The organism is Robertkochia marina (assembly GCF_004799345.1).
In the GTDB taxonomy this organism is placed as follows: Bacteria; Bacteroidota; Bacteroidia; order Flavobacteriales; family Flavobacteriaceae; genus Robertkochia; species Robertkochia marina.
The window spans coordinates 699091-725248 of sequence record NZ_SSMC01000003.1; the positions used below are offsets into that span (position 1 = coordinate 699091).

Sequence of the window (26158 nt, forward strand, 5' to 3'; positions counted from 1 at the left end):
GCACAACTTTTCATTCAAATAAGAGTTTAACAAGATTACTCCTATTTATATTGATAATTTTTTGTACATCCTGTGCAACCAGAAAAGATGTGGCTTATTTTCAGAATGCTCGGGAATTTGAAACCATCGTTGAAACCCGCTCCTTTGAACCGAGAATTAAAGTTGATGACCTTTTAAGTATTCACATCTCAAGCTTTAACCAGGAAGCCACCAAACCCTTCAATCTTACAAAAGGGGAGGGAGTCAATTACCAGGAGGTTGATTACGTAGTAGATAAGGAAGGAAATATTGAGTTTCCGATTTTAGGAAAGCTTCACGTTAAAGGGCTAACCACCAGTGAGGTGAAAGCTATTTTTGTAGAAAAGCTTCAGGGCTTTTTAAAAGAGCCCGTAATCAATGTTCGCATCAAAAATTTCCAGGTAACTGTTATGGGGCATGTGAAGCGTCCAGGGAGCTTTAATATTGTTACAGAGCGTATAACCCTTCTTGAAGCACTAAGTATGGCCGGAGATCTTGATATTAAAGCTCGGAGAGATAATGTTTTGGTGATCAGAGATTTTGATGGGGTTAAAACTTTTACCCGGGTTAACCTTACCACTAAAGAATTCATCAACTCACCGGTTTATTTTTTAACTCAGAATGATGTGGTATATGTTGAACCTAATAGTTCAGCGATCAAGACTTCTGAGCTGGATGCCAGAGCAACGATTTTTGTTTCCCTTCTATCCTTGATCGTAACTTCGACGGTGCTAATAATTACGAGGTCCTGATGAAAGATCAATCAATTACCAATAAAGCCGTGGATAATGAGCCGGATTTTTCAAGAACCATCAAGCTTTATATTTCAAGGTGGAAATGGTTTGCTTTAAGTGTATTGGCTTTTCTGATCATGGCATTTTTATACTTGAGATATACTACACGGGAATATGCCTCAAACTCTCTTATTAGATTAATAAGCTTATCCAATAACCCCACTCCTGAGGAGGCCATACTCGGGGAACTTGGTTTGGTGTATGGAGGAGATAAGCTGCATCTTGATGAAACTAAAATTCTCAAGTCCAGATCCTTGATGCAGGAGGTGGTTGATGAATTGGATCTAAATATAAAAGTATATGAGGAAGGAAACATTAAGAATTCTCAACTATATAACAGGAGCCCAATAAATATTAATTACCGGCATCATGATTCTTTAGCAGATTATATTTATGAGTATTTCGAAGTGAGTTTAATTTCTGATACGGAATTCCGATTTACCGATGAGTATGGTGTTACCTCTAAAAAAGGATTTGGAGAGTCGATTTTTACATCCTATGGGGAGATTATGTTATTACCATCAGATAATTTCAATCTCAAGAAATATCGTGAAACCAAGTTGATGGTGGTAATTACCCCTATTTCTGTAGTTGCCTCAAATTATCGAAACAAATTAATGGTTCAGTCCTTTAACGATCGTGAAAATCGTTCGAATATGATCATGATTTCCATTACTGACCCTATTGCACAAAGAGCAGCAGATTTGATCAATAAATTAGTGGAAATTTATAATCAACGTTCTATCGACAGTAAAATGGAATTGGCCGAATCTACCTTTAATTTTATTAATGAAAGAATTGCCAGGATCTCAATAGACCTTAATAATATCGATATAGAGAAGGAAGATTTTAAGGTGGGTAATACCTTGACTGATGTAGCAGCTGAATCGGGCCTTTATATGCAGGCTGAAGTTGGGGCTCAAACTGAATTAATCAGAATTGCAACCAAACTCAGCAACGTGAATTATATGATTGATCAGTTAGAAAATTCTCAGGATGAAACTGGTGCATATGAGGTTGTACCCATAAATATAGGACTGGATGACATGAGTATTTCTTCGATCACCTCGGAGTATAATAAAATGGTTTTCGAAAGAAGAAGGATTTTAAAAACTTCAGGAGAACGAAATCCTATTGTTGTTCAAATTGATGAACGCTTGGATGGATTAATGACCTCTCTGAGGCAAAGTCTCCGGAATTTAAGAAGTACTCTTCTCATTCAACAACGTAACATAGAAGGCCAATTGAGTTCAATCAATACTCAAATTGCTGATATGCCCGGTCAGGAGCGTAAAAGCAGGGACATTGAAAGACAACAAAAAACCAAAGAATCGATTTACTTATATCTGTTGCAAAAAAGAGAAGAGGCTAACATTGCCATGTCAACAGCATATCCAAATGCAGAAATTATAGACAGGGCTGTGCCAAATCCGGATGTGGTGGTATTTCCTAAAAAGAATATTGTATACGTAGCTGCATTCATCTTCGGACTCTTATTTCCTTTGGCCATCTTTCTGCCAAAAGATATGCTTGATAATTCAGTTCAGAGTAAGAAGGACCTACTACGAATTGTAACCCCTCAATTAAAACTGATGGGTGAAATAATCACTTTAAAGAACCCTGAAGATTCTCCGGTACTTTTCGAGAGTGTAAGAATATTGCGATCCAATTTAGATTTCGAATTATCAAAACCTGAAGGTAAAATTATTTATGTAACATCCTCCATCTTAGGAGAAGGAAAAACTTTTATTGCGTACCACTTGGCAAAGGCCTATAAAGCAGCAAATAAAAAAGTTTTATTGCTGGGAGCAGATATAAGAAAACCCGCCTTACATGAGTACACCAAGGTCATCCCGGGAGAGGGGATGTCAGATTTTCTGGAGGGAAGTATATCCCTTCAAGACGCCATTTATCATTTTGCGGAAGACGACAGTCCGGATATTATGTATCCCGGAGAGTCTAATATAAAGCCGGACCTCTTGTTTACCTACGATCGATTGCACGGACTTTTTAGCGAGCTTAAAGAATTGTATGATATCATCATTGTTGATACTGCTCCCACCATGCTGGTTAATGATACTATGCTTATGGCCGAGCATGCTGAACAAACGGTTTTCGTTGTTCGTGCAGGGTATACCGGTAAAGAATTATTGGATAATATTTCAGAGTTATCCGTTGAAGACAAACTTAAAAACCTAGCACTGGTATTAAATGACATAAAACCTGAAAATATGAGTTTTACAAATAGGTATACTTATGCTTATCACCAGGATTTTCCCCGACCCTGGTACGTCCAGGTTAAAAATGATATTCTAAAGAGATTCTCAGTTTAAATGATCATGTTAATACAAATCCCCGAGGAGGTGCCCAAGCCTCACAATAATGATCCTCTTGATCCCGGTTCTGCCACAGAAATGATCATTTACGTGGCCATACCCTTATTGATCATTATCCTTTATTTTCTTTGGAAACGCGGCCGCAGAAATTAAGCTGGCCATCTTACTTATTTAGTATTCTTATTTCTCCAGAACCACCCCAAAGGCAGTATTAAAAAAATAAAGAAATACCGGCCGGTTACCAGGCCGACCAGGGTAATCAATACCCCGAGCTGTAAAAGGTAAACGCCTGTCTTTTTCTTTGGCAACTTCATCTAAGGCAATTTAACCAAACACTTTCCTTAATACAATTTGTTCAAAACAATTCTTGAGAATTGGAAGCTATTTAAACACCTACCAAGAAGACGAGTTCTCAATTATCTTCTAAAAACTTTCTAACATGATAAAGGTCATAGAAATCAGTGTAAGACTGTATGATCTTTATGGTAATAATTACAATGAAAAAGACTTAAGAATTCATTACTGAAAAATAACATAGTTATGGAAGTTCAAACAACAATTAAAAAAAGAGTTTTCAATTTCGGAGACCGCAAGGCTGATGGAGATGCCAAATTTCGGAATCTTTTAGGAGGTAAGGGTGCCAACCTTGCCGAAATGAGCAGAATAGGTGTTCCGGTACCTCCGGGGTTTACCATAACCACAGAGGTTTGTACCGAGTATAATACATTAGGAAAAGAAGAAACCGTACAACTCATTAAAGAGGAGGTGCTGAGCTCCGTTGACAATATCGGGGGTATCATGGGGGCCGAATTCGGTTCTGATGAGAATCCTCTTTTACTTTCTGTACGCTCCGGTGCCAGGGTGTCTATGCCCGGTATGATGGATACCGTTCTCAACCTTGGATTAAATGATCGCAGCGTAGAAGCAGTGGCCGCACGCACCAATAATGAACGCTTCGCCTGGGATTCGTACCGCCGCTTTGTTCAAATGTATGGTGGTGTTGTGATGGGCATGAAGCCCGGCTCTAAGGAAGAGATCGATCCGTTCGAAGCCATTATGGAAGAACTGAAAGAAGAACGTGAGATCGAGCTGGATACCGACTTTACCACCGAAGACCTGAAGTTATTGGTTCAAAGGTTTAAGGAGGCCATAAAGCTGAAAACCGGAAATACGCTACCCGAGGACCCATGGGAGCAGTTATGGGGAGCCGTGATGGCTGTTTTTGACAGCTGGAATGGTGATCGTGCGGTATACTACAGAACCATGCACGGATATCCGGCCAATTGGGGTACTGCAGTGAACGTACAGGCCATGGTTTTTGGTAATATGGGTGAAAACTCCGGAACCGGGGTTTGCTTTACCAGGGATGCAGGTACCGGGGAGAATGTTTTTAACGGAGAATATCTGATAAATGCCCAGGGAGAAGATGTAGTGGCCGGTGTTCGTACGCCGCAGCAGATCACAAAACTGGGGTCTGAACGTTGGGCAGAACTTGCCAGGATCACTGAAGAGGAGCGCAGAAATAAATACCCTTCTCTCGAGGAGATCATGCCTGAGATCTATAAGGAATTGTTCGAATACCAAAGAATGCTGGAAACCCATTACCGTAATATGCAGGATATGGAGTTTACGATTCAAAATGGCAAGTTATGGATCCTTCAAACCAGGAATGGTAAACGTACCGGGGCTGCTATGGTGAAGATCGCCATGGATATGCTTAAGGAAGGGCTGATCAGTCAGCAGGAAGCCATACTTCGTGTTGATCCGGTGAAGCTCGATGAGTTATTACACCCTGTTTTTGATACTAAGGCCATTAAGAAAGCAAAAGTGATCGCCCAGGGCTTACCGGCGTCTCCGGGAGCTGCCACCGGGCAGATCGTATTCCATTCTGATGAGGTGGAAAAATTTAAAAATGCGATCCTGGTTCGTTTGGAAACTTCACCGGAAGACCTGGAAGGAATGCACCTTGCCAATGGTATTCTGACAGCACGGGGCGGAATGACCTCTCACGCTGCGGTTGTTGCCAGAGGTATGGGTAAATGTTGTATTTCAGGAGCAGGGGCTCTAAAGATCAATTATAAAGAAAGAACCCTGACCATAGAGGGCAGAGAGTACCACGAGGGCGATTGGATCTCATTAAACGGTAGTACCGGGAATATCTTTGAAGGGAAGGTAGCCACCAAAGAGCCCGAACTGACAGGAGAATTTGCCGACCTGATGAAACTCAGCGATAAGTTCCGAACTCTTAGGATCAGAACCAATGCAGATACTCCTAAGGATGCACTGGCAGCCCGAAACTTCGGCGCCCAGGGTATCGGTTTAACGCGAACAGAACATATGTTCTTCGAGGTAGACCGCATCAAGGCGATGAGAGAGATGATCCTGGCCTCCACTACCAAGGGGCGTAGAAGAGCTCTTGATGTATTGTTGCCCATGCAACGCTCAGATTTTGAAGGCATCTTTGAGGCCATGGACGGGTTCGGAGTAACCATCAGATTGCTGGATCCGCCTTTACACGAGTTTGTGCCTCACCAGTTAACCACTCAAAAGGAATTAGCAGATGATCTTCATATTTCTCTGGAAGCCGTAAAAACCAAGGTGGCTGAATTGGAAGAGTTCAACCCAATGCTGGGTCACAGAGGTTGTCGTTTAGGAATCACCTATCCTGAGATCACCGAAATGCAAACCAGGGCTATCCTGGAAGCGGCTTTAAATGTTCAGGCCAGAGGAGTCATCGCCAGACCTGAGATCATGGTACCTCTGGTGGGCACCTTGAAAGAGTTTACTTTGCAGAAACAGGTAATACAGGAAACTGCAGAGCAGGTATTCAGAGAACGTAAAGAACGTATTTCCTTTAAGATAGGAACTATGATCGAGGTTCCACGGGCTGCACTTATTGCCGACAGAATTGCTACAGAAGCCGAATTCTTTTCCTTCGGTACCAACGACCTGACTCAAATGACCTTTGGTTATTCCAGAGATGATGCCGGTAAGTTCTTACCTATTTACCTGAAACAAGGTATATTGAATGCTGATCCGTTCGAAACCATCGACCAGAAAGGAGTAGGAACCCTGATGCGCATAGGTGTAGGACGTGGAAGAGAGGTAAAACCCTCTTTGAAAATTGGAATCTGTGGTGAGCATGGAGGTGATCCTGAATCTGTTGAATTCTGTAACACCCTTGGTATCGATTATGTGAGTTGTTCTCCATTCCGAGTACCGATCGCCAGAATCGCTGCTGCCCAGGCCGCTATTAAGAAGCAAATTAAAAATACCTAACCTTAAACATATCTCAATTTATGCCCCGGGAATTGACAGAAAATTCCCGGGGTATTTTTTTGATATACCTGTGTTGCAACCCAAGGCTAGCTGAGCTTTAAAATAAAAAGAGGGGGAGCTATTTTGATAGAAAAACAAGAGAGCTAAAACGGTTTTACAATGCCAGCCCTTCTAAAATGCAATTCCTGATCAGTTCTGAGGTGTTGGAACAGCCTGTCTTTTGAAGTATATTTTTGCGATGCTTTTGAATGGTATGTACCGATAGATTCAGTTTTGAAGCAATTTCTTTTGAACTTAATCCATTTGCTAATAAACTGACTACCTCCTTTTCCCTTGGCGTCAGTGTTTCCAGTATACCGGAATGGTTTTGTGCATTAAGGTCAAATGTCCCTTTTTCAGTACTTATATTATAATAAGAGGTCTTTCCGTCAAGACTGAAAAATGAAACTGAAGGGGTAGGCTGAATTCCTAAATAGGTGACATCTGTATGTGAGCTCAACACATTCTCAATATTCCCATGCTCATCAGTGTTAAGCACCAGGGCCTGATGCAACATAACTTTTACCTGTCCTTTAGGGTCTAGCAATTTGTATAAATAGAGCAGCTTGTATGTTTTGACCTGATCAGGTTCAAGAAAATTCACGTAAAAATCATGGATCACTTGTTCTTTTAATTTTATAGAGGTTACCTGATCCGGATGGGCTGTGGATAAAATATCTTCTATGGTAACTTCGCTACTCGGTTTTCCCGTAAAATCCTCAACACTGTGGGATACAAACCGGAGGTCCATTCTTTTAAAATTCAAAATGTAATGATATGAATGTCCGGGGCTGAAAGCCGATAAGAAGCCATGTATAAAAGGTTCGAGGTTGAAGTGTCCTTTTTCGACCTTTTCAGAGGAATATTGGGATTCCCAATACCTGATAATTTCTTTAGAGTCCATTATTTATGGAATAAAATCTACATGAAAGATAGGTTTTAATTGAAATATACCCAAAAATGGGTATAGGAAATATTTAAAATAGTCTATAAGTTTAAAGTTATCATTTACGAATAGGAGCTAACCTTTATGATTATGACTTGTAGCGTTCGATAAATGATCTTTTACCAAGAGACATGCTCGGAAGTTCAGATGATGACCAGGCAGTTTCTTTTTTTAGAAAGTTTATACCTGTGGTGGATTCTGAATATCCACACGATTGAAAAGTATATAAGAAGTAGGTTTGGGGGAACCTCAATAGCCTGCATGGATCTAGTTACAGTCCGGCAGGCTTTTTTTTGTCTATAACCCGAAATATTACAGGAGGGGGTAAAGGTTGTTATCATAATGTAGCAGCTATAATCTTAGTATCTTTAGCGTTCAAATATTTCCAAGCTGTCTGCCTCCATGCATATTATTAATGCCCGTCAAAACAACCTGAAGAGTATTACCCTTGAAATCCCCGAAGATCAACTCATAGTGATTACCGGTTTGTCAGGTTCAGGAAAGTCATCCCTGGCGATGGATGTTATTGCTAATGAGGGCTATCGTTACTTTTTAGAGAGCGTATCATCATACATTCAGCAAAATGCCCAAATAATTCCCGCTGCCGGGGTAGATGAGATCAGGAATTTACCTCCTGTAGTCAGGGTGGAGCAATCAAAAAGATTCCGTTCTGTGAATGCTACCTTCGGCACCCTCTCAGATCTGTCAGCGATCTTCAGGATCCTTTTTGCTCGATATGCTACCTCACAAAAACTAAGCAAATCTCTTTTTTCCTTTAACCATCCCAGAGGGGCCTGCGAATGTTGTCGGGGTATTGGTAAGGAGGAGTATATCGATCTTGAAAAATTAGTTACCGGGCCAAATAAAACACTTCGAGAAGGGGCTATTGCCACCACCTTACCCAATGGGTATATCGTATATAGCCAGGTAACTGTTGATGAATTGAATAAGGTGTGTAAGGCTCATGGTTTTAGTGTTGATGTGCCATGGAATAATCTTTCCCGGGATCAAAAGGATGTCATCCTTAACGGTAGCGACCGGATCAAGGTGTTTTACGGAAAGCATAGTATTGAGTCGCGACTTAAATGGAAAGGTTTGAAGGCCAAACCCCGGGAGGAAGGGTACTATAGGGGCATGCTTCCTATTATGAATGATATACTAAAACGAGATCGTAATCCGAACATCTTAAAGTTTGTAAGCTCCCGCCAATGCCGGGAATGTAAAGGAGGCAGGATCAAGGCTGAACATCTCAGGTTTAAATGGAAGGGATTTAATTTTCACCATTGGATGGTGATGCCTATAGATGATCTGTACAACAGTTTAACAAACCTGGATCTTGATGCCGGTGAACTATTGTTGGTCGATAAGATCTGTATACAACTTTTTGATATTATACAACTTGGTATGGGTGAATACCGTTTAGGGACTCCCAGTCATGAGATTTCGGCAGGCGATGCACAACGTCTGCGGATCATCAGGCAGCTGAACAGTAACCTCCAGGGAATTCTTTATGTATTTGATGAGCCTTCCATAGGTCTTTCGAAGGTATATCAGGACTATCTGGTGCATATTTTTAAACGACTCATTGCTCAGGGAAATACGGTTATGGTGGTAGAGCACGACCTGAACTTTATTCGTTCAGCCGATTGGATCATTGAATTGGGTCCGGCTGCGGGAGTACATGGGGGAAAGGTAGTCTTTAACGGACCTCTGAAGGAGTTCTTAAATGCAAAGAACATAAAGAGTCCGACCCTATCAGAACTAAAAAAGGAACCCATCTCTGCCGGGAAGATTAATACCGGTTCACTGGATGCCTTTCAACCTACGCCAAGCGGATTAACTGTAATAAGCAGGAAGACGCCTCGAGCAATGGAGGTTGTTTCAGAGTACTGTTCCCGGAATGGTTTGAAGACAGTTACAGTAACCGACCAGCCTATCGGAAAAACCCCCAGGAGCAACCCTGCTACCTATACCGGCCTGGCCGATAAGATCAGAGACCTGTTCGCTGCTACCTCCGAAGCCAGATCAGCAGAACTGGCAAAAGGAGCTTTTTCTTTTAACAATAAAACCGGCAGATGTGACACCTGTGAAGGAGCAGGAGTAATCACCTTATCTATGAATGTCATGGGGTCGGTTAACCAGATTTGTCCGAAATGTAACGGAAAACGCTTTAAGGAGGAGGTTTTAAAAGTAACATGGAAGCAAAAGAATATTGCAGACATCTATGATCTCAGTGTGGAGGAAGCTTTGGATTTCTTCTCAGGTGAAAAAAGAATTATCGATATCCTTTCTTTAATGCTCCGCCTTGGGCTAGGTTACTTAAAACTCGGGCAACCCTCTAACACCCTTTCAGGAGGAGAGGCCCAACGGGTAAAGCTTACAAAGCATTTTGCAAAGCGATCTGAAGATACCTTGCTAATGCTGGAAGAACCAAGTATAGGATTGCATCAGCAAAATGTGAGAGCGCTGCTAGATGCCCTTCATCTGTTCATGAAACAAACGGCAGGTATCCTTTGTTTCGAAAATCATGATCTTTTCAGGGGTTCCTGTGATTACTGGGTAGACAATACAACGTTACGGGAGAAATTTGAGTGGCCGGAGCACCCCATTGAACAAAGAGACAAGATCGTGGTTACAGGTGCTCAAACGCATCACTTGAAAAATGTCGATATAGCCTTTCCTAAAAAACAGTTGTCGGTGGTGACCGGAATTTCAGGATCGGGTAAATCTTCTTTGGTCATAGACACTCTTCACGGCTACGGTATGCAGGAAATGACCAAACAGTTTTCTTCCTACCAGCAGTCCAGGACGGGCGTAAATTTTCAGTTTGATGTTGGTGATATTCAGGGGTTAACTCCCACGATCTGTGTAACCCGTGAGGAAGGCAATTATTCCGGTCGTACAGATGTTGCACAACAGATCGGGATCGACAGAATCCTGCGTTTCGCCTTTTCCAGGAAGGCACAGTACGTAGGCCGGGAGCTTTCGGCCAGCCATTTTTCTAATAATCACGAACTGGGGAAATGCCCTGTGTGTGACGGCTTAAGGGAAGAGCTACTGCCTGATACTGACAGAATAGTAGTGAATCCTGAAAAAAGTATTTCTGAAGGCCTCTTTGATCACAATAAGGCCCTTGCCTATTACGGCCACCCGGGAAGTCAATATATGGCTATCGTTCAAGAGTTGGGAAAGGACTATGGGTTTGACCTGGAAACTCCTTTCCAGGACCTGACAACAGTGCAAAAGGAGATTTTGTTTTACGGCACCGGAGAGAGGGTATGGACAACCACCTGGGAGTTTAAGACCAAAACCCGCAAAGGATCTCAGGAAGTTCAAATGACATGGGAAGGACTTTCTAATTACCTGAAAGAGGAATATGTAAAGACACGAAAAAATAAGAACATTGATCAACTGAAAGCCTTGTTATCTCCTGCACGCTGCCATCACTGCACAGGCAGTGGTCTCCAACCGGATCGTTTGAAGTATAAAATAGGAGGGAGGTCTATACACGATATTAAGGTAATGGATTTCAAAGGATTGAAAGATTGGCTCTCATCGGAGTTTCAGGAAGAAGCAGACGATAAGCTTATTTCAAGAATTAAACCTCACCTGGCAGAAACCGTTGAAAGAGCCGAACAATTACACATAGATCATCTTCAGCTAAACAGGAAGTTATTAACCCTCTCAGGCGGAGAAAACCAAAGAGTTAAGTTGATCAGGCAATTAAATAGTCCGTTAAAAGGAATTACCTATCTGTTAGATGAGCCGTCTGCCGGATTATCAGGGAAAAATATTCCGGACCTTATCAAAATTCTCAGTCGGTTACGGGATAAGGGGAATACGGTGATCGTTATTGAGCATCATAAGGAAATTATCAGAACGGCCGACCATCTTGTTGAGGTTGGACCCCAGGCAGGGAAACAGGGAAGTCAAATTATGTTCAGTGGAACTCCGAAAGACTATTTTCAAAGGGCTGAATGTCACCCTTATCTAAAGGCACCTTCCAAACCGATCACCCTCGAACCAGGGAAAGAATCTATTAGTATTTCTGAGCTATCCAGGTTTAACCTGAAAAAACAAAAGCTGCAGGTTCCTATAGGAGGAATTACAGCTGTTTATGGAAGATCGGGGGTAGGTAAAACGACCTTGGTAAAAGATCTGATAATTCCATCTGTCAGGAAAGACAGGCCGGTAAACTGTAAAAGTATCGTATTTCCGAAAGCCTATAAGGGAGCCCATTATTTTGAAAGGAATAAACTGCGATCCTACACCACCACCTTACTGGTAGATTACCTTGGTCTGCTCAAGGATATCAGTAAACCCTTTGCTAAAGCGTCTCAGCTTAAGCCCCGTGACTTTTCTTATAAAACAAAAACGAGTCATTGTCTTACCTGTAATGGCAGTGGTTTAACCGAAACCTCTCTGGATATAGCGGCCAATGTTATAGAAACCTGTGAAACTTGTAACGGAAAGCGATATCAGCCCCATATTCTGGAAGTGGAAGTTGCTGGTAAGAATATAGCTGAGGTATTGGGGATGACGATCACTGAACTGGAGGGGTGGTTAGCAGAGAAAAAGTCAGCTCAAAAAGGGCTTCAACTACTTCAGAAGCTCATAGCCATTGGGTTGGGCCATCTTACCCTTGATCAGCGTGTACAAAGCCTTTCAGGCGGCGAGAAGCAACGTCTGCTCTTATTGAATTGGTTAGAGGAAGGAGCGCAAGATGTATTGTATGTGATCGATGAGCCAAGCGTTGGGCTGCATTATGCTGACATAGATCTTCTGTTCGAGCTGTTGAAAGAACTCAGTAAACAGAACGATGTGCTTGTGATTGACCACAATCCGTATCTGTTGGAAAAAATAGGAGTGGGCATAGAATTAACCTGATTGTCGCATATATTTCCTAAATTTAAGATACCGATCTTCGGGAGATTATCTCAGCTCCCTTTCATGGCTACTTATCTATTATGCGTGCGGTTTATGATACGCGTAATTAATTTTGATGATAAGATCTATGACACGAAGTTTCCTGCTGTTTTTTATGATTGTATTGACAGTGTTCTCTGTTGTCAGGGCACAGGAAGGACGATTTAAAAGTATCTCCATCAAAGGTTATTCGGGGGCTCACTTGTACTCGGGCCAGGATCTTAATGAAAAGGTGAATTACGGGTATGAGGCGGTTGATGTGCGTTTTGCCTGGCACCCTTCCAAAGTCAATCGATGGTCGGAAGATACAGGCTTCGCAGCCTACGGTTTTGGGTTTTATTCTGCCAGTATCGGCGATCCTGAGGTGTTCGGGAACCCTAATGCTCTCTATGGGTTTGTCAATTTCTTTCTAAGCAAACCCTATCGACGTAATGTTTTAGAGATCAGTCCGGCGCTGGGGCTCACCTATAACCTGAACCCTTTTAATGCAGATGAGAATCCGCTTAATGATGCCATTGGTGCACGGTTTGCCGTTTTCTTTAATTTGAATTTTGGAGGGGCTTATAAATTAAACCGGGAGCTGGATCTCTTGTATGGGGTAGATTTTACCCACTACAGTAACGGGAGGAGCTATACCCCGAACTACGGACTCAACCTTTTCGGATTTAATATAGGAATGCGGTATCATTTTAACCAGGAGCAAAAAGCGTTGGATACCGATCCGTATACCACCAATGTGGTTTCTGCCAGATACCTGCGGCCGAAGCGTCCGCCATCTGCAGAAGCAGATCAAAATAACTCCATCGACCTTTACCTTGCCGTTGGAAGTGTACAGAATTACGAAGATCAGGGGACTGATCTTAGATACGGGACCTTTTCCGGGGTGGTTGATTATCGGAAATATTTTAATCAGATGCATGGCTTAACGGTGGGGATGGACCTGTTCTATGACAATTCCCTGGCCGAGTATTATCCCGATAGCGCCGACCGCTACCTGGTTGGGGTTCACGCCGGGTACGATTTTATGTTCTGGAAATTCGATATCAGGGTACAACTGGGTACCTACCTTACCAATGATCGTGGTAAAGACATGTTATTTATCCGTCCGGCCTTGCAGTATGAGATCTCCAAAAACTTTTTTGCTCAGGTCGGCCTGAAAACCCGAAACGGGCCCGGCGCCGATTGGATCGAATTTGGGGTAGGGTGGAAGCCGTTTAAGTGGTAAGTATTGAATTGTTTTTACTTCGATATAAATTTTTTGTAGTGATCATATCGCATAAAAATATCTTTCACATACGTATAGGGTTGTGATCCTCTCACAAAACCATGGTCAACCACAGGATCGAGATAATATTGCTTCTCAGATAACTTTAACATGAATTCTTCCACATGATCATCCCAGATGTGTGGATTCTTCCCGTGTTTTTCTGCTAACCGCATAGCATCAAAAACATGACCCGGTCCTGAATTGAATGCTGCCAGAGTGAATTTTATTTTTTGAATGGAATCTTTAACAGCATCAAAACGGTTGCGTATTCTTTTGAGGTAGGTAACCCCTCCTTCCAGGTTCTCTTCAGGGTTAAAAACATCTTCCACCTCCAGGGCTTCGGCTGTAGTGGGCATGAGTTGGATTAATCCGCCGGCACCTGCCCATGATTCTGCCTTGGGATTAAAACGTGATTCCTGGTAGACCTGGGAGCATAAAAACCGCCAGTCCCAATTAATATCAGCGGCATAATCTTTTATCAGGTCATCGTACTTACTTATCTTATTTCCATTTTTACTGTAGAAATCACTGCGAATTCTCCGGGTGTAGGACTTCTTATTTTTGAAGTATTTATTATAGATCACGTAGTAGTCGTCCGTTTGCTTTTCTTCTTCTATCCAATTATTGACCGCCTCCAGGAGATCAGGGGAGTTCTTTCTTACCGCCCAGGCAATTCGTTGGGCAAAGGAGATCCTGGTTTCAATATGAAGGTTGGGGTTGTAGGTTTTATTGATCGCGGCGATATTGTAGTCTGCTACCGTTCTGTCGATCTCCCCATCGGCCACCATCTTAATGATCTCATCCGTGGTAAGGTTTCCTGGTACATACTGAATTTTTATATCAGCCCCCATTTCATTTTCCAGGTTTTTAAGCCGCTCGGCATACGAAGAGTTCTCCCGGGTCCAAACCGTATCATTGATCAGCTCCAGGGTGTTGGAGATCAGTTGTTTTTCTACCTTATAAGGAGGCAAGGAACGCCAGTTTTCCGGTTTTCGCTGTACCAGGGTCTGATAGGTATTGTAATGACTTTCGGTAAAGCTCACCAATTCCTTTCGGGGTTCCGTAATGGTTAAACCAAAAGCAATAAGATCGCCCTCCCCATTGTTTAACATCTTGAAAAGGTCATCGATATCTTCGGCTACCGTGATTTTCAATTCCAGGCCAAGGTCTTTAGCCAACCGTGATAACAACTCATATTCAAAGCCCATTGGCTTTCCCCGGTATAAAAAATAACTGAAAGAATTGTAGATGGTGATCGCGTGTAGCACGCCGTCTTTGCGGATTGCATCCAGGTCCTTTCTGAACTCAAAAGCAGGCTCATCCGGAACGGTAGTCAATACATCCTCCTTTTCACCGGTATTTGTTCGCTGTTGTTGGCAGGCGGTAAAAATAAATAAAACCGTAATAAAAAAAGATAATTTTTGTAGGTTCATAATGAATAACCTACAAATAATTGTCAGATATCCAAAATGATCCTATACCTTTTATCCTATAATACGATAGGCTAAAACAATAATTAAATCATTAGATGACACTTGTACATTATAAAAATATAAGCGCGGCTAAAAGGTTTAGCAGTAACCATTGCTCGAGATTCTTGAGGTATGGGAAAAAGAATTAGTAACCGTTATTGGTACCGGGCGTAATAGGTGAAAGCAAAAGAACTGACGTCTTTCGACATAAAGTCCAGGCCCCGGACTTTATCACTCCGAATGAAATGAAGGAGGTCTTTAAAAATATGTAATAGGTACTTTTTTGTGGAAGAGTCATTGGCGGTAAAGCCCCAGAGAATATGCCTGATTCATAGCACTGCTCATAACTACAGCCAATATGAGACTGGTTGTAAATGCTCTTATCTGTTCTGGAAAATTACCAAAACCCACCATTGATAAGGTGTTTTTCACGATAAGGTAAAAGTTTAATGATTAAAGGAATATGTGGAATAATGCAGATGCTGAATTTGTTTCTAACCTTTTAAAAGGTTTCGTGCATAGACATTGCAATGGTCTCATCAAAACTCAAATGAAATTTAGTGCCTAAAATTTCTTTGTAGTTATCACAGAATTCCTGGTAACATTTCCTGGCTAAACCTTTTTTTCCTGCACTGTGAAGTAATCGGCACTTCATACTTATTGCCTCTTCATTGAGGTTGTCAAATTTTAGAATGGTTTCAGAGATTCGAATGAGAATATGCGGTGTATCCTGTGTTTTGGCATATGTCTGCAGCTTATCTATTATGGTGTTGGTGATCTCGGCTCGCAGACTTTCCATCCAACCTTCCTGAATGTCCGGGCATACTTCGCCAGAATTTAAAGTGTTTAAGAAGAGGTGTATATGGTCTCTTGACAAATCGGGGTAGGGTAGAGAGCTCAATACTTCCTGGCTAAAAATATGATCACAAAATGCTTCTTCACCGATATTAATTTTCCAGTAGGTATTATCATTTACTAATTCCACATCTTTTAAATTTTCCAGCAGTAAACGCAATTTACTTATATTGACATTCAGGTTATTTCTTGCGCTACTTTCATGTTTATCGGGCCATAATAGAGAAATAATCTTTTTAGACCTTATCCCTCGATTGTTCTTGACATCAAATAGGAGGATTAAGGCAAGAAGTTGCCTTAGCTTGGGAGGAAAAGATGCTGTGATATCCTCCCCGCTGTGAGCGTATACCTGAAAGCCCCCAAAAAGTAAAATTGAAGAGTGCTTTTGGGTTTTTAAAGTTTCATGGGAGACATTATTTTTCGCTTCTTGCGGAAGAATAGTCGATATGCTGGTTTTAAGGCGCTTTCTCTTTAGGAAATAAAGGAATAATCCTAAAAGTAGCGATAAAAGCCCTAATGCTATGAGAACTTTTATTATTATGCCATTTAAACCATTTATACCTTTTTCTTCAATAATTACATCAGTTTCTTTTAACGGAGGATATGATAGCGAATTTAGGTTTATTTGGTTATTAAATTGGGTAACTGTATAAAGCTTGTTCGAATCATTATTTAAAAAAATACTGGCAAAAGATTTTGTATCAATAAATTTAAAGGAGATTGAATCATGGTAGACAGTCTTATCGAATTCATTTATTCCAAAACGAGCCAATCTTAGACTACTATCAAATTTGGAATTATCAAAAACAAGAGTATAGAAAGCGTTGGTTACTGTGTCTACAATCATTTTGTTGACAGGTAGATAAGGTGTGTTTTCAGGCGCTTGATTACTCCAAATTTTCGTTACTCTATAATCATCAAAATTTACAGCATGAAGGTCATAAAAATTATGGCTGTTCACCATTTGATCACCGGTTCGACTTCCATAGCCTCCAAAAATTAGAAATTGATCCTTGTTTAAAATACCACTTGAACTTAGGTATCTGGGGCTAAGCTCATCTTTCAAGTCGTAATCATTCCATGCAGCTGACCTTGACTTTGATTTCAGCAAACTTTTATAGGTATAATGACCATAGCCGCCGAAAGTGATTAGTGTGCTGTCAAGGGGAGAGATCATCTTATTATGATGCCAAAATGAAGTTTCTAAACATTCAGAGGTTTGTAAAGACCATGTCAGCGTCTCAAAATCAAAAGTACTTATTTCACCATGGTCAAAGGTGTAGGACCAAATCTCGTTTTTAAATGGATTATAAATAAAAGTATTTGCTTGGCATTCAAATGGACTGCCTTTATAATGAAGGGTGTCAATTTCCTTGGAAACTGTGTAGTACCTGTATACGGCCTTTTTATCAACGAAATAAATAAATTTTCCATCAGCACTAGCCACTGTACCCAGCAGGTTATTAAAGGAGAGCTCTTCTTCATTTTGCCAATATAAATGTTGATCTAAAAGCCATTTAGGATTTTGAGCCTCAGCCACCTTATTCCCGATCAGATCAAATACCTTATTGGTTCGGGTGTGCTTACCAAGGGGCCAGGAACTTAGAACGTCACCCTTATGATTCTTGATCATTACATTTCGAAGACTCATCGGACAAACATCTGTAGTGAGATGTTTAACCAGGTTGCTCTTTCCGAACACAATATTAATGTCAGTGTTATCAGGAATGTGATCAGAGGTTGTTTGCATTTTCTTTCCATTAATGGAAAGAGTAATTTGTTTAGACTCCGGATGAATTTCCAATTTAAATTTCAGCCATTTAAATAAACCACTATTTGGAATGTCTTTCCATTGATACTGAAATAAAATTCCATCATTGACAACCAGCCAGAAATTTGAATTATCCTGATGGAGATGAGTTACCAGGTCTATATTTAAATCCTCATCATCGGCAATTTTAACGATATTACCATAATAACCATCTCCATCACGAAAAGAGGCTTCAAACTCAAGGATAAAAGGTTTTTTAAGTGAAATGGGCTTTTCCGGAGTAATATTTAAGGAAGTTCTGAGATCCTGGTTAACTTCATGAGATGAAAAATACAATCCGCGATACTCATTATCCTGGCCAAAGCCTTGAATAAAAAATACTAAGAATATAAAAAGGCAGTAAATAGTTTTCATATCAGGGGGCAATCTTCAATATTTTTTAATGTTTTACATTGAATAATGAGGTCTAATGACAGTATATAAGTGTCTTAGTTATTTATGGTTCTCGTTTAATTTTTCTTAATCCAATTACCGCATGTAAAAAATACAGTTTTTTCTTAATTTATTAAGATAATGTTATTAAATATGTAAAAAAATATTAAATATTTAGCAATAGCTGTTCTGTATTATGTAATCTTTCTTGGGCCAAATCCAAATCCTGGTTATGTATCCTGTAAACTTTTAATCTGGTTGACGAGTGTGTTACAGGCATGAGGTCATCAGTCTGTATTGGTGGGTGAGGTTTGGGCATAAAATAGAATTTATTTGAAGCTTTAAGTGGAATAAATCATTTGGAAAATCTAAATCAAATCGAATATCCCAACTTCTTTATTTTTTAATAATAACATATTTTATGGCCTTAAATTTTACCAAAACCATTAAAAACACCTTTTTTTACCAGTCTTTTTTAAAAATTATGTAAAAATTAATTTTTTATTAATTGTTAATTACTTCTTAATTAAGCCTCTCCGCATACATTCGTTTTCAAGAATAGAATTCTATAAATAAAAAAATCCTGACTGATCTGTTCATGCAAATGCTCGTAGGCATATTTCTGAAATCAGTCATTATTCAAATTTTATTTTCGAATAGTATGAGTTTACTAAACCTAACTGAAAACCAACTTTAATGATGAGAAACAAACTTCAACTTTTAAAGAGTATGTCATCGATCTGGTTAAAATTTTCCTTGTTATGCTTTCTTATGCTATCTGCAACAGCCATGTATGCTCAGGAGCGGATAATAACCGGGACGGTAACGGATCAATCTGATGTACCATTGGCTGGTGTTACAGTCATGCTGGAAAATACATCAATTGGAACTTCCAGTGATTTTGATGGAAATTTCACACTGCGAATTCCTCCTGAAATTTTGGATCCTGTAATCGTATTTAGTTATGTAGGATTTGAGACTCAAAAAACACCTGTAGGAGTCTCCTCAAATCTTGAAATCATTTTAGAGGAAAACGCTACTGCATTAGAAGATGTTGTAGTAGTAGGATATGGCCAGCAAAAAAAGGAAAGCCTTACAGCTTCTGTTGGTGTTATCAGTAACGAGGAGATCCAGACCACCGTGAACCCCAGTGTTGCACAACAGTTGACAGGAAAAATTGCCGGAGTTCAAATTCGTCAACTTTCCGGGCAACCCGGTTCATTTGCCAACGCCATCAATATTCGGGGTTTTGGTGAGCCAATCTATGTTATTGATGGCATAAGAAGAGGGGGATCTGCAGATTTTCAGCAATTAAATCCGGATGATATAGAGAGTATATCTATCCTGAAAGATGCCTCTGCGGCTATTTATGGATTAGGAGCTGCTAATGGGGTAATATTAGTAACTACCAAAAAGGGAAATAAAGAAAAAGCTTCTTTTACATATACCTCGCTGGTTGGTACAATAAGGCCAACCGATGTACCCGAAATGGCCAATGCGGCTCAGTATACACAAATGTGGAATGACACCCAATTATTCATCCCTGGAGGGGCTGGTGTACCATACTACTCTCCTGAAGAAATTGAGCGTTGGAAAGAAGGAGGTCCTGGCTACGAGAGTACCAATTGGAATGATCTGACGATCAAAGATAATGCCATGACTGCGCAGCATAATTTAACGGCTGCAGGAGGTAATGATAAAACCAATTACTTTCTGAGTTTTGGCTACGTTACAGAGGATGGATTACTTAAGAGTGACGATATGGGATATGAACGTTATACCTTCCGATCTAATATAACCACTGAATTAGTGAAAAATGTAACCGGTTCGTTATTGATCGGAGGACGATGGGATCGAAATTGGGAACCCGGAACAAACTTCTTTAATATTTTTAAAGGATCTCGGGTTTCCTTACCCATTGAAGACCCTTATGCCAATAATAATCCTGAATTCCTGGCTCCTGTTTCCTCCGGATTAAATCCGGTAGCTTTTATGGAAAGGGATGTTACAGGATACAATGAGAATCAGAATCGTAACCTGACAACGACCTTTTCCCTGGAATATAAAGCACCTTTTTTGGAAGGATTGAGCTTTAAAGGGGTTGGAGCATATGATTTAGTGAATTATCAGAATAAAAGTGTCTATCCAACCTATTTGCTGTACAACTACGATGAAGCAACGGGTGAATATATTCCGATAAAACAAAGGGATGGTACAGCCAATATTAATAACACGAACAGAAACGGTGATGGATTAACTTTTCAAGGGTATATAAATTATAATAATACCTTTTTTAATGATCATGCCGTTGAGGCCCAGTTCATAGTTGAGAAAAATTCATTTTCTGATAGATTTTCAACCATTAAGAGGTACTATGCTGACTTCTACACAAAAGACCAACTTCGTTTTGCAGATGCTCAGAATCAGGAAAGTGATGGACTGGAATCTCAAAGTGCAGACCTTTCCTATATCGGGAATTTAACGTATGGCTACAAGGGTAAGTATCTGTTGCAGGTGGCGGCCAGATATATGGGATCATACCGATATTCTCCAGACACCAGATGGGGTTTTTATCCTAGTGCTTCTGCAGGTTGGAGAATCTCTGAAGAATCTTTTATAAAAGACAATATCGATTGGATATCTAACCTTAAACTCCGGGCTTCATATGGTATTGCCGGGATGCCGGAAGGCGGGCCTTTTCAGTACGTTCCCGGATATTCTTTGGGTAGTGGAGGGTCTTATGAGTTTGTAGACGGTGAGCTTACAGAAGGAATTAGTACGCCTCCGCCGCCAAATAACAATCTGACCTGGATGGAAGCTACCACTACAAATTTTGGATTGGATTTAGGACTTTTTCGAAGTAGGCTGAATTTTACTATTGATGTTTTTCAAAGAGATTTGGAAGGAATGCCTGCCAGACCCAGTGTAGCCTTACCTAATACATATGGTGGTGCCCTTGCTGAAGAAAACCTGAACAGTGAAATTACCCAAGGGCTGGATCTTACTTTAGGATATCGCAGTGGTTTAGGTCAGGATTTCAAATATGATATTACAGCGAATTTCTCTTATGCGCGGACAAAAAGAGATTATGTAGAGGGAGAGGCTTTTACCAATAGTATGGATCGTTGGAGAAATCAACAAGGAGATCGTTGGAATGATATTGCCTGGGGGTATGATTATATAGGTCAATTTCAAAATGAACAGGAATTGATTAATGCGCCTATGCAAAATGGTGACAGGAGTAATGTACTTCGTGAATTACCCGGAGATTTCAGATATGCCGACTGGAATAATGATGGAATTATTGATGGTCAAGACGTTCAGCCACTATTCTTCGCAGGAAGACCTAAAATGTTTTACGGTTTAAATTTGAATGCCTCCTATAAGAACTTTTATATAAATGTCCTCTTTCAGGGAGCAGCCAAATATACGGTGCGATTTAGAGAGGTTTACGCTGAAATGTTTGCCTTTCGCGGCAACACACCCGCTTATTTCTATGATCGATGGACAAAAGAAGATCCCTATGATATAAACAGTGAATGGGTTCCGGGTAAATGGCCTGCAAGCCGAACCATTGGCGATGTTGGTGCAATGTATAATGAAAGTTCAGTTTGGAGAAGAGATGCTTCTTACTTACGATTAAAGTCAATTGAATTGGGGTATGATTTAACCCTTGAAAGCCTGGAAAGAGTACTGGGTATCACCAAAATCAGATTTTATTTGAATGGGTTTAACCTCTACACCTGGGCCGATGATTTCGTAAAACCATTTGATCCGGAAAAAATTGAAGGAGCGTATTCTGCCGGATTTACCTATCCGCTTACCCAGACATTTAATTTCGGATTTAATATCAACTTTTAATCAATAGGAGTATATGAAAACGTTAAAAACTATAGTGTACTGTTCCTTCCTTATTACATGTTTTGCATGTAGTGATAGCCTGGATCTGGAACCTACCGATAAAATTACGGCAAATGACCTGTTTGCAGATCCTGCAGGTACTCAACTATATCTTGCCGACTTGTATGATCGATTACCAATTGAGGACCTCACCTATTTCCCTAAAGAAGGATTTAATTACAATCAGGGAGGCCCTAATAATGGAGGTTTTAATAATGCTATGCTAACTAGTTTAGCACATCACAGTGAACGAAATAGCTTTATTAATGATAGTTACTTGAATTGGTGGGACCCTGCTTTTAGATTAATCCGGGATGTCAATTTGTTTATAGAAATAATACCCACCCTTAATATTTCCGAAGATCAAAAGGCGCTATATCGTGGCGAAGCCGCTTTTATTAGAGCATTTACTTATTTCGGCTTAGCAAAAAGGTATGGAGGAGTTCCTATCCTTTTGGAGGCTCAGGAGTATGATGGAGACCCTTCTTCATTAATAGTTCCAAGAAATACAGAAGTACAAACCTGGGATTTCATCCTTGAAGAGAGTGATGTAGCCATTAATTCTCTGGGGAACTCTAATGGTAGAAGAGCCTCAAAATGGGCTGCTTTAGCGCTGAAATCTAGAGCGGCACTGCATGCCGCATCCATAGCTAAGTTTGGTGATAATGTTGACCTTACAGGAGATGCTGTGAACCAGAATTTAGTAGGTATTCCCGCTGGAGAAGCGAACAGGTACTATCAAGCCTGTATCGACGCCTCTGCAGAACTAATGGACAATGGACCGTATTCACTTTATAAGCCAAACCCGGCTAGTGCAGAGGAAGCTGCAACAAATTTCCGGGCTATGTTTGCCAATCCTAACATTGCACCTGAGGAAGCTATTTTGATTAAAGGCCGAACTATCCCCGGAGACAGTTATGGTAATAATTACGATATCTGGTTTAATCCGGCACAAACAAGAAATGGTTGGCCACACCCTGGAAGATTTTGTCCAACCCTGGAGTTTGTTGATCTTTTTGAGAGCTACAGTAACCCCGGGCAAGATGCCCCTATTATAACGACTGTTGATGGCAATGTCGATAATTACAACGGATTCGATGCTTCAAGAGAATATATTCATTACAGTGATCCTGAAGCGCTTTTTGCTGATAAAGATGCACGTTTAAGAGCCACGGTTATTTTACCATTTTCTGATTGGAAAGGTGTGAAAATTATTTATCAGGCAGGGTACATTCAACCGGATGGGGTTGCCAGGGTAGAGACCAATGCCAGCATAGATGTAAATGGAACGACCTATTATACCTACGGAACAGATAATCCGGAGACCCATTCCGGTTTTAATCCTTACGGGGGAAACATGACCAAAACAGGTTTTGGTTTTAAAAAATTATTGAGTAATGACCCTGTGATTCCCGGTTGGAATCGCGGTACTACAGATTTTGCAGAGTTCCGTTTCGCCGAGGTATTATTAAACTATGCTGAAGCTGTCGTAGAGAGTGGATTAGGAGATGCTGCCAAAGCTACTGAAGCTTTGAATGCCACCCGTAAAAGAGCATTTCATCAGACCGATATTCCTTTAACTGTTGAAAATGTTATGAGAGAACGAACTGTCGAGTTGGCCTTCGAGAATAAAAGGATATGGGATTTAATGAGGAGGAGATCGTACCATACGACCTTTAATAATACCAGAAAACATGCTTTATTCCCGGTTCTTGATTTGAGAGGAGATGGTCCTTATGAATATATCTTTTTGAGAAATAGAATTCGTGGTAATGATCCGCAGACTTTTGATGTAACTAATTATTACAGAAAGATTCCTGGAACCGGACTTAATGGTTTGATTCAGAACCCTTAATTGATGAAAAATAAAAAACTAAAAATGACAATTATGAAGAAATACACCTATTTGTTATTGCTAATGGTCTTTGCCGGGTTGAGTACGGCTTGTGAATTAGATGAATTGCAGGGGCCTGATGCAGAATTGTATGGTAGCATAATCGATGAGGCCACAGGAGAACTTGTTCAACAAGATATTATTCGCGGGGGCGAATTAGAGTTAAGAGAACATGGATGGGAGAATGTTTCTCCACAATTCATGAATTACAAGGTGGATGGAACTTTTAGAGATAGTAAGTTGTTTTCTGCTGATTATAATATTTATCCTATCAAGACTAATTTTCACCCTATAGATACGATCGTCACTAACATTAGTGGCAGTAAAGAATTGGAACTCCTGGTAACACCTTATATCAGAATCATCAATCCAAGTATCTCGAAATCCGGAAATATTATTACCGCAACTTTCAGCTTAGATCAAACCGGTGTTAATCAGGTGAAAAAAGTCGGATTATATGCCGGGGCCGACGGCAATGTTGGCGAACCCATGAGGCTTACAAAAGCAGAACAAGAAATTAATGCGGTGAGTGATCCTTCTACGGTTTACACCTTGAGTATTAATGCTGATAATGAAATTGATCTGAAAACAGGAAAAAGTTACTTTTTTCGAATTGGAGCCTTATACGATGCACCAAATGCAAGATTTAATTATGCGCCTGCTGAAAATATTCAGCTATAGCTTAACCAATTAAAGTTGAATAGTTACCTATGATGCATTTCCAGGCTCCCTGTTCGGGGAGTCTGGAAGCATTAAAAATTCAGCCCTTAAAAATTAATTATGAAAATTATCTCCAGCATAGCATCTGTATTAAGTACCGCTCTTTTGTTGGTAGTTTCATGTTCAAATGATTCGGACCCAGTGGAAGAAGACCTGACTTCTGTAACGCCAGACCCTGTAGAGGAAAAGGTTTATGATGAAACGGGGTGTCTTTATACCTCATATACAAATCTCGTCATGGCCGGATACCAGGGTTGGTTTGCAGCAGAGGGTGATGAAAGTAATCGTGGCTGGTATCACTATAAGAACGATTGTGGATTTTATCCGGGTTGTTCCAGTATTGATATGTGGCCAGACATGACAGAATATGACAAGTCATATATCACTCCCTTTAGCTATTCCGACGGAAGTCCTGCCTATTTATATAGTCCTTACGACATTGAATCGATAGATCTCCATTTTAAATGGATGAAAGATCACGGTATTGACGGGGTACATATGCAGCGATTTGTTGCTGAGATTCACCCTTCAAATGAAAAGGGTAGAAGGCACTTTAATAAAGTGCTGGAAAGTGCTCTTATTGCAGCAAAGAAATATGACAGAGCTATAAGTGTCATGTATGACCTCAGTGGAAGTTCCAGTGACAGAGTAGCTTATGTCGAACAAGACTGGAATACAATTGTCAATGAATTTGACCTGTTTAACAACCTGAAGCATCCAACCTACTTGCGGCATAACGGGAAACCTTTAATGTCGGTTTGGGGAGTAGGTTTTAATGATGGTCGTGATTATTCAATAGCTGATGTGGATCAGCTCGTTACGCGTCTGAAAGGTCCGACTAATAAAGTTTCGATTATGCTGGGCGTGCCTTATTACTGGAGAACTATGGGGAATGATACAGAAAATGATCCCGGGTTGCATACCCTTATAAGAAAAGTTGATATCATCATGCCATGGGCCGTTGGGCGTTATAAGATGGAAAGCTTTGATTCGAATAATATACTCCAGGACATCAGCTGGACTAATAGTAATGATGTGGATTATGTACCAGTGATTTTTCCCGGATTTTCATGGGGAAACCTTAGAAAAGATCCGTTGCTCTATGATCAGATTCCACGGCATGGGGGTGAATTTCTGTGGAAACAAGTAGCCGGAGCCAAGCTTGCGGGTGCAGAAAGTCTGTATGTAGCTATGTTCGATGAAATTGATGAGGGTACAGCCATTTTTAAAGTTTCGCTGGAAAATAATGTGCCTATGAATGGGAATGATGGGGGTAAGTTTATCGGGCTAGATGAAACTCTTCGAACAGATCATTATCTGTGGCTTACTGGTCAGGCTGCGAATTGGTTCCACCAAGAAGGAGAATATGGAGTAACCATGCCCCAACGTTGATCAATCCGCTAAAATAAAATCCGCTACGGGGGATGGCTTTATTAGCAATTAATCCCTGAATTATTAGTGGTTGAGGAATTTTGAGAAATTCCTCATTGTACAATATCAATCTACTAC

At 40.6% G+C, this 26158-nt stretch carries 14 protein-coding genes; 10 read left to right on the forward strand and 4 right to left on the reverse strand.

Translation table 11 applies throughout. The annotated features are described in order from the left end of the window. Positions 1 to 89: 89 nt before the first annotated feature. The 3 genes from E7Z59_RS13570 to E7Z59_RS13580 are packed head-to-tail and all read left to right on the forward strand — an operon-like array spanning position 90 to position 3301. Positions 90 to 770 (forward strand): polysaccharide biosynthesis/export family protein, encoded by a 681-nt coding sequence (locus tag E7Z59_RS13570; RefSeq protein WP_242015681.1) that lies wholly within the window; start codon positions 90 to 92, stop codon positions 768 to 770. Next, positions 770 to 3145 carry a GumC family protein gene (locus tag E7Z59_RS13575; protein ID WP_136336873.1) on the forward strand — a complete coding sequence of 792 codons (2376 nt, stop codon included), beginning with the start codon at positions 770 to 772 and terminating at the stop codon, positions 3143 to 3145. Before E7Z59_RS13570 ends, E7Z59_RS13575 begins: the two co-directional genes overlap by 1 nt. Before the next feature lie 6 nt (positions 3146 to 3151). Further along, positions 3152 to 3301 (forward strand): adenylosuccinate synthetase, encoded by a 150-nt coding sequence (locus E7Z59_RS13580; protein WP_242015680.1) that lies wholly within the window; start codon positions 3152 to 3154, stop codon positions 3299 to 3301. A gap of 14 nt (positions 3302 to 3315) precedes the next feature. On the opposite strand, the gene E7Z59_RS15365 is transcribed toward E7Z59_RS13580, so the two are convergent. Then, positions 3316 to 3462, reverse strand: coding sequence for a hypothetical protein (locus E7Z59_RS15365; RefSeq protein WP_211089740.1), 147 nt, complete (start codon positions 3460 to 3462; stop codon positions 3316 to 3318). Positions 3463 to 3688: 226 nt separating this feature from the next. On the opposite strand from E7Z59_RS15365, the gene ppdK reads away from it, so the two are divergent. Continuing rightward, complete coding sequence (gene ppdK / locus E7Z59_RS13585) at positions 3689 to 6427, forward strand: pyruvate, phosphate dikinase (protein WP_136336875.1); 2739 nt, start codon at positions 3689 to 3691, stop codon at positions 6425 to 6427. A gap of 154 nt (positions 6428 to 6581) precedes the next feature. Here ppdK and E7Z59_RS13590 read toward each other — a convergent pair whose 3' ends face one another. Beyond that, positions 6582 to 7370, reverse strand: coding sequence for a response regulator transcription factor (locus E7Z59_RS13590; protein ID WP_136336876.1), 789 nt, complete (start codon positions 7368 to 7370; stop codon positions 6582 to 6584). Positions 7371 to 7814: 444 nt separating this feature from the next. Between E7Z59_RS13590 and E7Z59_RS13595 the strand changes: the two genes are divergently transcribed. Together E7Z59_RS13595 and E7Z59_RS13600 are read left to right on the forward strand one after the other, a co-directional pair. Further along, positions 7815 to 12299, forward strand: coding sequence for an excinuclease ABC subunit UvrA (locus E7Z59_RS13595; protein ID WP_136336877.1), 4485 nt, complete (start codon positions 7815 to 7817; stop codon positions 12297 to 12299). Positions 12300 to 12426: 127 nt separating this feature from the next. Then, positions 12427 to 13563, forward strand: coding sequence for an acyloxyacyl hydrolase (locus tag E7Z59_RS13600; RefSeq protein ID WP_168731308.1), 1137 nt, complete (start codon positions 12427 to 12429; stop codon positions 13561 to 13563). Between the two features lie 14 nt (positions 13564 to 13577). On the opposite strand, the gene E7Z59_RS13605 is transcribed toward E7Z59_RS13600, so the two are convergent. Further along, positions 13578 to 15038 (reverse strand): MltF family protein, encoded by a 1461-nt coding sequence (locus E7Z59_RS13605; protein ID WP_136336879.1) that lies wholly within the window; start codon positions 15036 to 15038, stop codon positions 13578 to 13580. Positions 15039 to 15579: 541 nt separating this feature from the next. Continuing rightward, a complete protein-coding gene (locus E7Z59_RS13610) occupies positions 15580 to 18117 on the reverse strand; it encodes an AfsR/SARP family transcriptional regulator (protein WP_136336880.1) in 2538 nt (845 codons plus the stop codon). 714 nt (positions 18118 to 18831) lie between these two features. On the opposite strand from E7Z59_RS13610, the gene E7Z59_RS13615 reads away from it, so the two are divergent. From E7Z59_RS13615 to E7Z59_RS13630, 4 genes are all read left to right on the forward strand, one after another. Beyond that, positions 18832 to 21996: a SusC/RagA family TonB-linked outer membrane protein gene (locus tag E7Z59_RS13615; protein WP_136336881.1), complete on the forward strand. Its 3165-nt coding sequence runs from the start codon at positions 18832 to 18834 to the stop codon at positions 21994 to 21996. A 13-nt stretch (positions 21997 to 22009) separates the two neighbouring features. Beyond that, positions 22010 to 23890: a RagB/SusD family nutrient uptake outer membrane protein gene (locus E7Z59_RS13620; RefSeq protein WP_136336882.1), complete on the forward strand. Its 1881-nt coding sequence runs from the start codon at positions 22010 to 22012 to the stop codon at positions 23888 to 23890. 3 nt (positions 23891 to 23893) lie between these two features. Beyond that, on the forward strand, positions 23894 to 24610 hold the full coding sequence (locus E7Z59_RS13625) for a DUF3823 domain-containing protein (protein WP_136336883.1): 717 nt from the start codon (positions 23894 to 23896) through the stop codon (positions 24608 to 24610). A 99-nt stretch (positions 24611 to 24709) separates the two neighbouring features. Continuing rightward, the gene (locus E7Z59_RS13630; protein ID WP_136336884.1) at positions 24710 to 26041 is read left to right on the forward strand and encodes a glycoside hydrolase family 71/99-like protein; all 1332 of its coding nucleotides are present in this window, start codon (positions 24710 to 24712) and stop codon (positions 26039 to 26041) included. The last annotated feature ends 117 nt before the right edge of the window (positions 26042 to 26158 follow it).

Excerpts from the sequence above, each read along its gene's own strand:
- ppdK (WP_136336875.1), top strand. The coding sequence starts at position 3,689 with ATGGAAGTTCAAACAACAATTAAAAAAAGAGTTTTCAATTTCGGAGAC.
- E7Z59_RS13610 (WP_136336880.1), bottom strand. The coding sequence starts at position 18,117 with ATGAAAACTATTTACTGCCTTTTTATATTCTTAGTATTTTTTATTCAA.
- E7Z59_RS13620 (WP_136336882.1), top strand. The coding sequence starts at position 22,010 with ATGAAAACGTTAAAAACTATAGTGTACTGTTCCTTCCTTATTACATGT.
- E7Z59_RS15365 (WP_211089740.1), bottom strand. The coding sequence starts at position 3,462 with ATGAAGTTGCCAAAGAAAAAGACAGGCGTTTACCTTTTACAGCTCGGG.
- E7Z59_RS13580 (WP_242015680.1), top strand. The coding sequence starts at position 3,152 with ATGTTAATACAAATCCCCGAGGAGGTGCCCAAGCCTCACAATAATGAT.
- E7Z59_RS13615 (WP_136336881.1), top strand. The coding sequence starts at position 18,832 with ATGATGAGAAACAAACTTCAACTTTTAAAGAGTATGTCATCGATCTGG.
- E7Z59_RS13600 (WP_168731308.1), top strand. The coding sequence starts at position 12,427 with ATGACACGAAGTTTCCTGCTGTTTTTTATGATTGTATTGACAGTGTTC.
- E7Z59_RS13625 (WP_136336883.1), top strand. The coding sequence starts at position 23,894 with ATGAAAAATAAAAAACTAAAAATGACAATTATGAAGAAATACACCTAT.
- E7Z59_RS13595 (WP_136336877.1), top strand. The coding sequence starts at position 7,815 with ATGCATATTATTAATGCCCGTCAAAACAACCTGAAGAGTATTACCCTT.
- E7Z59_RS13630 (WP_136336884.1), top strand. The coding sequence starts at position 24,710 with ATGAAAATTATCTCCAGCATAGCATCTGTATTAAGTACCGCTCTTTTG.
- E7Z59_RS13605 (WP_136336879.1), bottom strand. The coding sequence starts at position 15,038 with ATGAACCTACAAAAATTATCTTTTTTTATTACGGTTTTATTTATTTTT.
- E7Z59_RS13590 (WP_136336876.1), bottom strand. The coding sequence starts at position 7,370 with ATGGACTCTAAAGAAATTATCAGGTATTGGGAATCCCAATATTCCTCT.
- E7Z59_RS13575 (WP_136336873.1), top strand. The coding sequence starts at position 770 with ATGAAAGATCAATCAATTACCAATAAAGCCGTGGATAATGAGCCGGAT.